The organism is Streptomyces mesophilus (genome assembly GCF_011044995.1).
GTDB classification, from domain to species: Bacteria; Actinomycetota; Actinomycetes; order Streptomycetales; family Streptomycetaceae; genus Streptomyces; species Streptomyces mesophilus.
In genome coordinates this window covers 1-12,639 of record NZ_JAAKZW010000233.1, presented here as the reverse complement: position 1 = coordinate 12,639, position 12,639 = coordinate 1, and the positions used below count along the sequence as shown (strand labels likewise).

Annotated in this window: 9 protein-coding genes; 2 read left to right on the top strand and 7 right to left on the bottom strand. The window is 68.8% G+C overall.

Going from position 1 to position 12,639, the window contains the following annotated elements:
• From G6045_RS33950 to G6045_RS33925, 6 genes are all read right to left on the bottom strand, one after another.
• On the bottom strand, positions 1–1,114 hold a 1,114-nt coding region (locus tag G6045_RS33950; protein ID WP_165336039.1), incomplete at its 3' end, for a serine/threonine-protein kinase.
• A gap of 236 nt (positions 1,115–1,350) precedes the next feature.
• Positions 1,351–2,169, bottom strand: a complete 819-nt coding sequence (locus G6045_RS33945; RefSeq protein ID WP_206344545.1) for a zinc metalloprotease — start codon at positions 2,167–2,169, stop codon at positions 1,351–1,353.
• A gap of 292 nt (positions 2,170–2,461) precedes the next feature.
• Complete coding sequence (locus G6045_RS33940) at positions 2,462–4,126, bottom strand: alkaline phosphatase D family protein (protein ID WP_165336038.1); 1,665 nt, start codon at positions 4,124–4,126, stop codon at positions 2,462–2,464.
• A gap of 92 nt (positions 4,127–4,218) precedes the next feature.
• Entirely contained in the window at positions 4,219–5,016 is a 798-nt protein-coding gene (locus tag G6045_RS33935; protein ID WP_165336037.1) for a thioredoxin domain-containing protein, read from the bottom strand.
• Positions 5,017–5,059: 43 nt separating this feature from the next.
• Positions 5,060–5,743, bottom strand: coding sequence for a hypothetical protein (locus G6045_RS33930; protein WP_165336036.1), 684 nt, complete (start codon positions 5,741–5,743; stop codon positions 5,060–5,062).
• A 76-nt stretch (positions 5,744–5,819) separates the two neighbouring features.
• Positions 5,820–7,148: a DUF2252 domain-containing protein gene (locus G6045_RS33925; protein ID WP_165336035.1), complete on the bottom strand. Its 1,329-nt coding sequence runs from the start codon at positions 7,146–7,148 to the stop codon at positions 5,820–5,822.
• Positions 7,149–7,306: 158 nt separating this feature from the next.
• Here G6045_RS33925 and dnaE point away from each other — a divergent pair, with 158 nt between their 5' ends.
• Positions 7,307–10,852 carry a DNA polymerase III subunit alpha gene (gene dnaE, locus G6045_RS33920; protein ID WP_328708002.1) on the top strand — a complete coding sequence of 1,182 codons (3,546 nt, stop codon included), beginning with the start codon at positions 7,307–7,309 and terminating at the stop codon, positions 10,850–10,852.
• Between the two features lie 92 nt (positions 10,853–10,944).
• Here dnaE and G6045_RS33915 read toward each other — a convergent pair whose 3' ends face one another.
• On the bottom strand, positions 10,945–11,121 hold the full coding sequence (locus G6045_RS33915; protein ID WP_165336033.1) for a hypothetical protein: 177 nt from the start codon (positions 11,119–11,121) through the stop codon (positions 10,945–10,947).
• A 299-nt stretch (positions 11,122–11,420) separates the two neighbouring features.
• Here G6045_RS33915 and G6045_RS33910 point away from each other — a divergent pair, with 299 nt between their 5' ends.
• The gene (locus G6045_RS33910; RefSeq protein WP_165336040.1) at positions 11,421–12,635 is read left to right on the top strand and encodes an NYN domain-containing protein; all 1,215 of its coding nucleotides are present in this window, start codon (positions 11,421–11,423) and stop codon (positions 12,633–12,635) included.
• The last annotated feature ends 4 nt before the right edge of the window (positions 12,636–12,639 follow it).

The following is a 12,639-nucleotide window of genomic DNA, read 5'->3' as shown; positions in this document are numbered from 1 at the left end:
GGCCCTTTGAGTCGGACGCCGGGGGAGCGCCGGTGCCCGTCCCTTCGTTCTTGCCCTGGCCGCCGTTGCCGTCGTTCCCGTCCCCGCGCAACGCGAGCACCAGCGCCGTGGCCGCCACCACCGCCACGGCCACCGCCACGACCGCCACGACCGCGACGATCACCGGCGTACGACCGGACGCGCGCCGCGATGCGGGTTGCACGGTGGGGGACGGGTCCGGCTGAAGGTCGTCGACCCGCGGGGGCGGCAGTGGGGCGGGCGCCGTCAGGGTCGGCCGCTCGGACCACTGGGGTGTCCGCCCCGCCTCGACCTCGGCCAGCATCGCGTCGAGCCGCGCCGCGTCGGGCCGCGCCGCCGGATCCCGTACGAGAAGGGCCTCGAGCACCGGGGCAAGCGGGCCCGAACGCACCGGCGGGACCGGCTCGTCGAGCACGGCGGCCAGGGTGGCCAGGGTCGTGGCCCGGCGCAGCGGGGAGACGCCCTCCACCGCCACGTACAGGACAAGGCCGAGCGACCACAGGTCGGAGGCCGGGTCGCTGTCCGTGCCGCGGATGCGCTCGGGGGCCATGAACTCGGGGGAGCCGACCATCTCGCCGGTCTGGGTGAGGGCCGTGGAGCCCTGGAGTGCGGCGATGCCGAAGTCGGTGAGGACGGCCGAACCGTCCGCGCGCAGCATCACGTTCGCGGGCTTCACATCCCGGTGCTGGATCCCGGCGGCGTGCGCGGCCCGCAGCGCGGAGAGCACCTGGCGCCCGATCCGGGCGATCTCGGGCGACGTCAACGGCCCCTGGGACAGGCGGTCCTGGAGCGTGGCGCCCGGCAGCAGCTCCATCACGATCCAGGGGTGGGCGTACCCGCCGGGCTCCAGGATCTGGTGGATCGTCACCACGTGCGGATGGCTGAGCCGGGCGAGCGCCCGCGCCTCGCGCAGGACGCGTTCGCGCAGCACGGTGTTCCGCTCGATGAACGCCGGGTCCACGGGCCGGACTTCCTTGAGCGCCACCTCGCGGTCGAGGGCGGTGTCGCGGGCGCGCCAGACCGTGCCCATGCCGCCGCTGCCGAGCCGTTCGATGAGCTCGAAGCGGTCGTCGATGATCTGGCCTGGCGCACTCATGCCGCCGGTTCCCCCTCTGCCCCGTGTGTCGCAGCTCAGAGTAGAGGGGGACGTTCCGCGGTGTGCGGCGGGTTCCGCCAGGCGCGCTGATGCGCGGGGGCGCCACACCGCGGGGCGGCGCTCCCCCCCCCGCGGTGTGGCGGCCTACCGTCCTGCATCGCATGGCCGAGTAGCGGCGAATCGGCACCGGGGTGCAACGATGACCGCTACGGTGTGGATCTGTCGTCAGGCAGCGGTCAGGGCTTGACCGCCGCGCGGCCATTGGCCGATGAGGGAAGCGGCTCCGAAAGGAGCGGCGGAGTCACGAAGTTGTGGATCGGGTTCACAACTTGCAGCGAGCGGGCATGACCCAGCTCGCGAGGGCCGGACGGTCCGTACGTGGGGCGCTCCTCAGGGGGCGCCCTTCGCGCGTAGGCGTGGCCGCGACGGTCAGGGAAGGTGGCCCAGCCGAGCAGGCCGCCGCCCAGCTTCGCGGTGTAGAAGTTCAGGGCGTTCGCGCCGCCCTTGCGCAGCGAGGACTTCATCTGCTTCTCGGCGGTGGAGCCCGGCTGGATGCCGTTGTACCAGGTCGCGTTGTTCGTGTAGTCCGTGCCGGCCAGCGTGAACTGGAAGCCGGAGTCGGCGTTCCCGGTGCCCTGGCCGCCGAAGCCGGCGTTCAGGACCGCCAGCTGCTTGCTGATGTCGGTGGCCGTGAGCTTGCCGGTGTCACCGTCGTGGACGACGTGGAAGTACACCGGGATGGTGGTCGCGGCCGCCGTGGTGGAGCTCTGGCCGCTCGCGCGCAGGCGGTCGAGTCTGCGCTGCAGGTCGGCGTCCATGGCCTGGGCCTTGGCCGCGCTGACCTCGTTGGGTTCGTCCGCGTGCGCGGCACCGGCCTTGGTCTCGCGGGCGGTGCTGACGTGGGTGTCCTCGCACTCCTCGGTCTGGGGCGAGGCGGCCGCGGTGGCACCGGAGCCCGGGGCGGAGAGCGGAGCCAGCATCAAGGTTCCGGCCACCAGGGCCGTGGAGAGCAGCCGTACCCGCGTACGGGTCGATATGCGTGCAAGAGCGAACAAGGCGAACTCCTCGCGGACGCGAACAGCGAGGAACTTCCTCGCTGCCGCGGGGAGATTGCATGGCCATGTCAGATCTTGAGGAGCAGGGATCTGGTCCAATGAATCGTCTGGTGAATCGGGCCAAGTGGGAGAAAATCTTCTGTGCTGTCCGGGGTTTGAGATGAGACAGCAACAAGAGGAGTCACCGGGGCGGGTGGTGTGTCCGGATTCGGAACCCGGGACTCACCACCCGCCGTGACGGTGTGATCCGCCGGTAACACGCGCCGCGGTGGCCGGAACTGGACTACGGGCCTCAGGCGACCGGCTTGTCCACCCGCTCGATCCGCTGCGTGCCGCTGGCCGTGCGGTACGAACGTGCCCACCGCGCCGACGCGTTGACGTCCGTCTTGTCGGACAGCACGTAGTAGTCCATCTGCGTCCGCGCCGCCGTCACGTCGAGGACGCCGTATCCGTGGCTGTCCATGTCCAGCCACTTCACATGGCGGTTGGCCGCCTTGATCGCACCGGCGGCGACCAGCGACACGGTCTGCGGGGCCACGCCCAGGATGTCGTCGATGTTGTCGGAGGTCACCGAGGTGACCACGAACTCCGTCGCGGCGGACTTCGAGAAGGGGTACGTGGCGGCCTTCACCGGTACGTCATTGGCCCACGCCATATGGATGTCGCCGGTCAGGAAGACCGTGTCCTCGATGGCGTGGTCCGTGAGGTGCGCGAGCAGTTCGCGGCGGTCGTCGGTGTAGCCGTCCCACTGGTCGACGTTGACCGCGAGGCCCTCCTTCGGCAGACCGAGCAACTCCGCGAGCGGACCGAGGAGATGGGCCGGTACGGAGCCGAAGGCCATCGGCGAGATCATCACCGAGGTGCCGACCAGCTTCCACCGCGCCTGCGACTGCGAAAGCCCCTGCTTCAGCCAGTCCAGCTGCGCCCGGCCGGTGATCGTACGCTCCGGGTCGTCCACCGCACCGCTGCCGACGCCCGCCTGCTGCGAGCGGAAGGAGCGCAGATCGAGCAGGTGCAGGTCGGCCAACTGTCCGTAGCGGATACGGCGGTAGACCGTCCCCTCGGTCGCCGGCCGCACCGGCATCCACTCGAAGTAGGCCTGCTTAGCGGCCTGCACGCGAGCGGCGTACGGGCCTTCGCTGTCGGGGCTGTGATTCTCCGCGCCGCCCGACCAGGCGTCGTTGGCCACCTCGTGGTCGTCCCAGATCGCGATCACCGGGTGGCGCGCCTGTACGGCCTGCAGATCGGCGTCCGTCTTGTACGTGCCGTGCCGCAGCCGGTAGTCGGCGAGGTTGAGGATCTCGTGCGCCGGCTGCTGCGCGCGCAGGACCTGGTCCGTCTCGGGGTAACCGCCGCTCGCGTACTCGTAGATGTAGTCGCCGAGGTGCAGCACCGCGTCCAGGTCCTGGCGGGCTGCGAGATGGCGGTACGCGGAGAAGTAGCCCGCCTCGTAGTTGGCGCAGGAGACGACGCCGAAGCGCACGTTCCCGGCGCTCACGTCGTACGCGGGGGTGGTGCGGGTGCGGCCGACCGCGGAGGTCACGGAACCTGCCGTGAAGCGGAACCAGTAGTCGGTGGCGGGCCGCAGGCCGCGGACATCGGCTTTGACCGTGTGGTCGGACGCGGCCTGAGCGGTCACCGTGCCCTGCGCGACGGTCCGGGTGAAGGCCTTGTCCTCGGCGAGTTCCCAGTGCACGTCCGTGTCCGGTCCTGTGCCGGAGCCGGGGGTGGCCCCGGGTATCGGTGTCACGCGGGTCCACAGCAGGATGCCGTCGGGCAGCGGGTCGCCCGAGGCCACCCCGTGCAGGAAGGCGGGCGGCTCGGCAGCCTGTGCGGGCAGGGCCCCGGCCGCGAAGGGCGCGGCGACGGCGACGGTCGCGGCGGCCTTGACGACCGTACGGCGACGGGGAGTTGAGAGGGGAGTGGGCTCGTGAGGAGCCTGGAGTCTACTGGTCACGAGCGCTGAGATTACTGATCAGTAAGCGCCAAGAGCGGGCGAACCGTGAAAGTTCGCCCGCTCTTAACGGATTGGCCTGATGTCGGCCGGAGTTACTTCGTCACGCCCGCCGACTTCAGCGCGGCGTCCCAGGCCGCCTTGTCCGAAGGCGTCTCGATCTTCTTGTCGTTGATCTTGATGGTGGGCGTCCCCGTGACGTCCTTCGCGCTCTGGAAGGAGTCGCTCATCTTCATCGCCCAGGGGTCGTACGTGCCGTTCCTGACGTCGTTCTGGAAGTCCTTGTTGTTCTTCAGGCCGTCGACCGTGTCGGCCACCTTGATCAGGTAGTCGTCCTTGGCGAACTCGTCGGCGGACTCCTCGGGGTGGTACTCCTTCGAGTACAGCGCCGCCTTGTAGTCGAGGAACGCCTCGGGGCTGACGTTCAGGGCCGCGCCCAGCGCGCTCAGCGCGTTCTTGGAGCCCTCGCCGGAGAGGTTGCCGTCGAGGAAGGTGCCGATGGTGAAGGACAGCTTGTAATCCCCGTCCTCCATGCCCTTGTCGATGTCCGCGCCGATGGCCTGCTCCATCGAGGCGCAGGCAGGGCAGCGCGGGTCCTCGTAGAGGTGGACGGTGTTCTTCGCGGCGTCGCCGATGGTGACGGTCGAGCCGTTCTTGCCGGAGGTGTTCGCCGGGGCGACCACCTTGGCCTCGGCCGCCTTGTCCCAGCCGGACGGCTCGTTGGCCTGCATGATCAGGTAGCCGGCGCCGGCGGCCACGGCGAGGACACCGACGATGCTCGCGCCGACGATGATCTGCCGGCGTGCCTTGTCCTTCTTGGCCTGCTGCTCGCGCTCGACGCGCAGCCGCTCGCGGGCCGCGGCCTTGTTCGCCTGACTGTTGCGCTTGCTCATGACTCGATCTCCGTAAAAGGGTGGAATGCGCTTTACCGATGGCTCAGACAGCAGCCGGGCAAGGCGGACCACGCCGGCCCACACAGTGGGCGATGAGCAGCGGAGACAGGGGGCGCGTCTGCTGGGCGGTGCGTACGACGCGTCGTACGGGGGTCGGCCGCGTGGCGACCGCGGCGACCGCGATCCGCAGCGGCCGGAACGCCACCGCGACCATGGCGCGCACCAGCTGGGCGAAGGCCCGTTCGCCGCGGCGCAGCCAGGCCGCGGCGCCCAGGCCGATCACGACATGGGCCGCGAGCAGGATCCAGGCGGACGACGGATCGGCGGAGGCGAGCAGGTCGGCGGCCGGCTTGTGGCCGGCGCCCGCCGCCTGGGCGAGCGAGGCGCCCACATCGGAGCCGCCGCACAGGACGTCGAGGCCGAAGGCGCGCAGGGTGCCCGCGACCGGGCCGCCGGTCTGGCCGTAACAGACGTGCTGACCGGCGGTGAAGACCGTGTCGGCGGCGAGCTCGAGGGGCACCACGAGCGCCGCGATCGACCAGAATCCGCGCTCGCGTCCGGCGAGCAGATACGCGAGGACGAACACACCCCCGGCCACCGCGGCGATGGTGCCGAGCGGCAGCGGAACCTGCGAGAGCAGCACGTGGGATGCGGCGGACAGCGTCACGACCAAGGCCGTGAAGAGCGCCGCCCGCAGCATCCTCGGCTGCGTCCCCGATATGTCCATCGCTGCGAGTCTGCCAGACGGATAAGTAAAGGTCGGCTCAGGGTTTCCTATGAGCGCACGGACCACGCCCGGACCGCTACAGACCCGGAATCCGTCCGTTACGGAACAGGTCCACGAAGATCTGGTGGTCCTGACGGGCCCGCGCACCGTACTCGTGCGCGAACTCGGCGAGCAGCGGCGCGAAGCCCTCCTCGTCGGCCGCGATCGCGGCGTCTATGGCGCGCTCGGTGGAGAACGGCACCAGGCCCGTGTAGCCGCTCTCGTCGTCGGCCGCCGCGTGCATCGTGGCGGTCGCCCGGCCCAGGTCGGCGACGACGGCGGCGATCTGCTCGGTGTCGTCGATGTCCGACCAGTCCAGGTCCACCGCGTACGGCGACACCTCGGCGACCAGCTGCCCCGAGCCGTCCAGCTCGGTCCAGCCCAGCCACGGGTCGGCGTGCTGCTGCAGCGCGCGCTGGGAGATCACCGTGCGGTGGCCCTCGTGCTGGAAGTAGTCGCGGATCGCCTGGTCCATGATGTGCCGCGAGACCGCCGGGGTCTGGGCCTGCTTCATGTAGATCACGACATCGTTCTCGAGGGCGTCGGAATTGCCTTCGAGCAGGATGTTGTACGAGGGCAGGCCGGCCGATCCGATGCCGATACCGCGCCGCCCGACCACGTCCTTGACGCGGTACGAGTCGGGGCGGGTCAGCGAGGACTCCGGCAGGGTCTCCAGATAGCCGTCGAAGGCGGCGAGCACCTTGTAGCGCGTGGCCGCGTCCAGCTCGATCGAGCCGCCGCCGGGCGCGAAACGGCGCTCGAACTCGCGGATCTGCGTCATCGAGTCGAGCAGCGAGAAGCGGGTCAGGGAGCGGGCGTCGCGCAGCGCCTTCAGGAGCGGCCCCTCGGCCGTGTCCAGGGTGAAGGGCGGCACCTCGTCGTCCTTGGCGCCGGTGGCGAGCTGGTGGATCCGCTCGCGGTAGGCGGCCGCATAGATCGTCACCAGCTCGGAGATCTGCCCGTCGCTGAGCGCCTTGGAATAGCCGATCAGCGCGACGGAGGCGGCGAAGCGCTTGAGGTCCCAGGTGAAGGGGCCGACGTACGCCTCGTCGAAGTCGTTGACGTTGAAGATCAGCCGGCCCGTGGAGTCCATGTACGTGCCGAAGTTCTCGGCGTGCAGATCGCCGTGGATCCACACGCGGCCCGTACGGTCGTCCAGGAACGGGCCGCCGTGCTGCTCGCGCTCCAGGTCGGCGTAGAAGAGGCAGGCGGTGCCGCGGTAGAAGGCGAAGGCCGAGGCCGCCATCTTGCGGAACTTCACCCGGAACGCGGCCGGGTCGGCGGCGAGCAACTCGCCGAACGCGGTGTCGAAGACGGCGAGAATCTGCTCGCCGCGTTCTTCGGCGCCCGCCTGCGTGACCGACATTCCTGGTGCCTCCTGGTGCAAAACTTCCGGTCGGATGTTCCTTCCGTACCAACGCTCGAAGGTACCCGGAAGTGCCCGCGACCTGTCAGTGGGCGGACGTAGACTTCATGGCTGCCGCCCCCCTCAGTCGCCGAGCGTTTTCCCGGAGGTCTTCCGCCGTGACCAAGCCGCCTTTCACGCACCTGCACGTGCACACGCAGTACTCGCTCCTCGACGGTGCGGCGCGGCTCAAGGACATGTTCCAGGCGGCCAACGACATGGGCATGACCCACGTCGCGATGACCGACCACGGCAACCTGCACGGCGCGTACGACTTCTTCCACTCGGCCACCAAGGCGGGTGTGACGCCGATCATCGGCATCGAGGCCTACGTGGCCCCCGAGTCCCGGCGCACCAAGCGGAAGATCCAGTGGGGCCAGCCGCACCAGAAGCGCGATGACGTGTCCGGTTCGGGTGGTTATACCCACAAGACGATCTGGGCGGCGAACAAGACGGGCCTGCACAACCTCTTCAAGCTCTCCTCGGACGCGTACAAGGAGGGCTGGCTGCAGAAGTGGCCCCGTATGGACAAGGAGACGATCTCCCAGTGGTCCGAGGGTCTGATCGCCTCCACCGGCTGCCCGTCCGGTGAGCTGCAGACGCGCCTGCGGCTCGGCCAGTTCGACGAGGCGCTCAAGGCGGCCTCCGAGTACCAGGACATCTTCGGCAAGGACCGGTACTTCCTGGAGCTGATGGACCACGGCATCGAGATCGAACGCCGGGTCCGCGACGGCCTGTTGGAGATCGGCAAGAAGCTCGGCATCCCGCCGCTCGTCACCAACGACTCGCATTACACGTACGCGCACGAGTCGACCGCGCACGACGCCTTGCTGTGCATCCAGACCGGCAAGAACCTGAGCGACCCCGACCGCTTCCGTTTCGACGGCACCGGCTACTACCTGAAGTCGACCGACGAGATGTACGCGATCGACTCCTCGGACGCCTGGCAGGAGGGCTGCGCCAACACCCTTCTGGTGGCCGAGCAGATCGACACGACCGGCATGTTCGAGGCGAAGAACCTCATGCCGCAGTTCGACATCCCGGAAGAGGGCTACACCAACACCACCTGGTTCAAGGAGGAGGTGCGGCGCGGCATGGCCCGCCGCTACCCCGGTGGTGTCCCCGAGGACCGCCAGAAGCAGGCGGACTACGAGATGGACATCATCATCCAGATGGGGTTCCCGGGGTACTTCCTCGTGGTCGCCGACTTCATCATGTGGGCCAAGAACAACGGCATCGCGGTGGGTCCGGGACGTGGTTCCGCGGCCGGTTCGATCGTGTCGTACGCGATGGGCATCACCGACCTCGACCCCATCGAACACGGCCTGATCTTCGAGCGGTTCCTCAACCCCGAGCGTGTCTCGATGCCCGATGTCGACATCGACTTCGACGAGCGTCGGCGCGTCGAGGTGATCCGGTACGTGACCGAGAAGTACGGCGCCGACAAGGTCGCCATGATCGGCACGTACGGAAAGATCAAGGCGAAGAACGCCATCAAGGACTCCGCCCGCGTGCTCGGTTATCCGTACGCGATGGGCGACCGGCTCACCAAGGCCATGCCCGCCGACGTCCTCGGCAAGGGCATCGACCTCTCCGGCATCACCGACCCCAAGCACCCGCGCTACAGCGAGGCGGGCGAGATCCGGGGGATGTACGAGAACGAGCCGGACGTGAAGAAGGTCATCGACACCGCCAAGGGCGTCGAGGGCCTGGTGCGGCAGATGGGCGTGCACGCCGCCGGCGTCATCATGTCCAGCGAGCCGATCATCGACCACGCCCCGGTCTGGGTGCGGCACACCGACGGCGTGACCATCACGCAGTGGGACTACCCGCAGTGTGAGTCGCTCGGCCTGATCAAGATGGACTTCCTGGGCCTCAGGAACCTCACGATCATGGACGACGCCGTCAAGATGGTGAAGGCCAACAAGGGCATCGACCTGGAGATGCTGGCCCTTCCGCTGGACGACCCCAAGACGTACGAACTGCTGTGCCGCGGTGACACGTTGGGTGTGTTCCAGTTCGACGGCGGCCCGATGCGTTCGCTGCTCCGCCAGATGCAGCCCGACAACTTCGAGGACATTTCCGCCGTATCGGCCCTGTACCGGCCGGGCCCGATGGGAATGAACTCGCATACGAACTATGCGGAGCGAAAGAACGGCCGCCAGGAGATCACGCCGATCCACCCGGAGCTCGAAGAGCCCCTGAAGGAGACGCTCGGTCTGACCTACGGCCTCATCGTGTACCAGGAGCAGGTGCAGAAGGCCGCGCAGATCGTCGCCGGCTATTCGCTCGGTGAAGCCGACATTCTGCGCCGGGTGATGGGCAAGAAGAAGCCCGAGGAACTGGAGAAGAACTTCGCCATCTTCCAGGCCGGCGCCCGGAAGAACGGATACTCGGACCAGGCCATCCAGGCCCTGTGGGACGTCCTGGTCCCCTTCGCCGGCTACGCGTTCAACAAGGCGCACTCCTCCGCATACGGCCTTGTCACCTACTGGACCGCGTATCTGAAGGCGAATTACCCGGCCGAATACATGGCCGCGCTGCTCACCTCGGTGAAGGACGACAAGGACAAGTCGGCCGTCTATCTGAACGAATGCCGGCGCATGGGCATCAAGGTGCTCCCGCCGAATGTCAACGAATCCGAGCAGAACTTCGCCGCGCAGGGCGACGACGTGATTCTCTTCGGACTTTCCGCGGTGCGCAACGTCGGTACGAACGTGGTCGAGTCGATCATCCGCAGCCGTAAGGCGAAGGGGAAGTACGCGTCGTTCCCCGACTATCTCGACAAGGTCGAGGCGGTCGCCTGCAACAAGCGGACCACTGAATCGCTCATCAAGGCGGGCGCGTTCGACACGATGGGGCACACCCGCAAGGGCCTCACCGCGCACTACGAGCCGATGATCGACAACGTCGTGCAGGTCAAGCGCAAGGAGGCCGAGGGGCAGTTCGACCTCTTCGGCGGCATGGGCGACGAGGACGCGGCGGACGAGCCGGGCTTCGGGCTCGACGTCGAGTTCTCCACCGACGAGTGGGAGAAGACGTATCTCCTCGCCCAGGAGCGGGAGATGCTCGGCCTGTACGTGTCCGACCACCCGCTCTTCGGCCTCGAGCACGTCCTCCAGGACAAGGCCGACGCGGGCATCGGACAGCTCACCGGCGGCGATTACTCGGACGGTGCGATCGTCACCATCGGCGGCATCATCTCGGGCCTGCAGCGCAAGATGACCAAGCAGGGCAACGCCTGGGCGATCGCCACCGTGGAGGACCTCGCGGGCTCCATCGAGTGCATGTTCTTCCCGGCCACGTACCAGCTGGTGTCCACCCAACTCGTCGAGGACGCCGTGGTGTTCGTCAAGGGACGCCTCGACAAGCGCGAGGACGTGCCGCGCCTGGTCGCGATGGAGATGCAGGTGCCCGACCTGTCCAACGCGGGCACCAACGCGCCGGTGATCATCACGATCCCGACGGTCAAGGTGACCCCGCCGATGGTCACCCGCCTCGGCGAGATCCTCGGCCACCACAAGGGCAACTCCGAGGTGCGGATCAAGCTCCAGGGGGCCCGCAAGACCACCGTGCTCCGGCTCGACCGGCATCGCGTACAGCCCGATCCGGCGCTGTTCGGCGACCTGAAGGTGCTGCTCGGACCGTCCTGCCTGGCGGGCTGACCGGCCGCGGTACGAGGTGAGTTGATACGCCGAGGGGCGCGCCCATGACGGACGCGCCCCTCGGGTGTGTCTGGACCGGACCTAGCCGGTGCTCAGTTGTGGCCGAACTTCTTCTGGCGCTTACCAGGGCTGCCGCCGGCGAACTGCGAGGGGCTGGGCGCCTGCTCGGCCGCGGATTCGACCTGCTCGGCACCGCGCTCGGCCTGCTCCGGCTGCGCTCCGCGCTGCTGCTGGCCGCGCTGCTGCTGACGGTTCTTGTTCTTGGCCATGGTGATCTGCCTCCTGAGGGGGATCTAGGGGCCAGGGCCGAGACCACATTCACATATGACGACATGCACCGCATTTTGGAGAATTACCGTGCGTAATAAGGCCTGTCGGAGAGTGGTCTGTACGTAAGTCGGAGAGCGGTCTGTACGTAACTTCCGGATACGCCACGCCGAAGATCGAGTTCCGGCCGTTAACCTCCGCGCCTTCGGGCAGACTCGAAGACAACCCCGTTGCAAACCCGCCCCGCATTCCCGCCTTACGCGGGAGCGTCCCGGGGCCTTTTGGGAAGAGGGTGGAACTCGTGGACCGCTGTGTCGTCCTGGTGGACGCCGGCTACTTGCTGGGCGCCGCCGCGAGCCTGCTCGCCGGAGAACCCTCACGGTCGCGGATCACCGTCGACCACGCCGCCCTCATCCAGGCCCTGCGAGAACGCGCCGAGTCCGATACGCAGCAGCCGCTGCTGCGGATCTACTGGTTCGACGGCGCCCCCGACCGCGTACCGCAGCCCGAGCACCGTCGGCTGCGGGTCATGTCCCGGGTCACCGTGCGCCTGGGCGCCCTGACCCGCAGCGACGGGCGCTGGGCGCAGAAGGGCGTGGACGCCGCGATGCACGCCGAGCTGACGGAGCTGGCGCGCAACCGTGCCTGCTCGGACGTGGTGCTCGTGACGGGCGACGGAGATCTGCTGCCGGGCCTGATGTCGGCCAAGGAGCACGGGGTCGCCGTGCACCTGTGGGCCGTGCAGGCCGCGGACGGTGATTACAACCAGTCCGAGGACCTCGTCGCCGAGGCCGACGAGCGGCGCGTGCTCGACCGTGCGTGGATCACCCAGGCCGTACGGCCCAAGGAGCTCGGCGGGGTCTGTGCGCCGCCGCCCGTGCCCCGGCCCGAGATCGCCGCGATCCTGTCGGCGCCGCTGCCGGACTCGGCGCTCGCCGCGGCGGCGGAGCGGTCCGCGGAGGCCGCCGCGCAGAACGGGTCCGCCGAGCACGCGTCGGCGGAGCGGCACGCTCCGCCGAAGGGCGTGCCCACGCCGAAGGATCTGGCGGCGCTGCGGGCGCCGGGTGCCGCGGCCGCGGCACCGCACCCGCCGAACGCGACGCTGCGGTGGTCGTCCGACAAGGGGTGGGTCGACCGGCCGGGTACTCCGTCCGAGCCGGCCGAGGTCGCTTCCCTGCCGACGCTGGCGCAGGTGACGACGGCAGAGCAGCGGTGGGCGGACCGCGAGGAGGACATCACGACCGTGGGCGGGGATCCGTACGAGGTCGGGCAGGTCTTCGCGCGGCGGTGGCTGGCGCGGCTGCCGGATCCCGCGGGGCGGCAGAAGCTGTCGGTGCTCTATCCGCGGATTCCGCACCGGATCGACGGGGAGCTGCTGCGGTACGCGGCCCGGTTCGGGCTGCTCGCGCACAAGGACGATCAGATCGATGAGCATGACCGGTATGCGATTCGGGCGGGGTTCTGGCGGGAGATCGATGTGCGTACGGGGGCGGAGGCGGGGGTTTCCGCGGAGTGAGTGC

Bases quoted from the DNA above. Each gene is read 5' to 3' on its own strand.
- G6045_RS33925 (WP_165336035.1), bottom strand. From the start codon at position 7,148: ATGTCGGTCACGCAGGCGGGCGCCGAAGAACGCGGCGAGCAGATTCTC.
- G6045_RS33915 (WP_165336033.1), bottom strand. From the start codon at position 11,121: ATGGCCAAGAACAAGAACCGTCAGCAGCAGCGCGGCCAGCAGCAGCGC.
- G6045_RS33935 (WP_165336037.1), bottom strand. From the start codon at position 5,016: ATGAGCAAGCGCAACAGTCAGGCGAACAAGGCCGCGGCCCGCGAGCGG.
- G6045_RS33930 (WP_165336036.1), bottom strand. From the start codon at position 5,743: ATGGACATATCGGGGACGCAGCCGAGGATGCTGCGGGCGGCGCTCTTC.